At 54.8% G+C, this 248-nt stretch carries 1 protein-coding gene; it reads left to right on the top strand.

Annotation, left to right across the window (positions count from 1 at the left end; all coding sequences use genetic code 11):
* Positions 1–248, top strand: a 248-nt coding sequence (locus tag SB816_RS33910) for a hypothetical protein (protein WP_410548487.1), incomplete at both ends; no start/stop codon positions are given.

The raw sequence follows: 248 nt of genomic DNA, 5'->3' as shown, positions 1-248 counted from the left end.
GCAGATTCTGAGAGCTTTACGGAGATTTGCTTTGTCATTGAAGCACTCGGACTGCGCCTGCTGGGTAGACAGGAGGCAATGGGGGAGTACAAGAAGCGAATTGCGGAGTGTGCGCAGGTATCACCGCTGTTTGGAGATTTGCCGCGGCTATTTCCAGCGACCTTCAAGACGTTCGACGCACTATATCGGACAGTCAAACAGGCGCGTAACGACGCAATGCATACCGGCGCCTATGCCCGACACGCTAC

Source organism: Achromobacter sp. SIMBA_011 (assembly GCF_046535435.1).
Classification (GTDB): Bacteria; Pseudomonadota; Gammaproteobacteria; order Burkholderiales; family Burkholderiaceae_B; genus Achromobacter; species Achromobacter dolens.
This window is presented reverse-complemented; position numbering and strand designations above follow the sequence as displayed.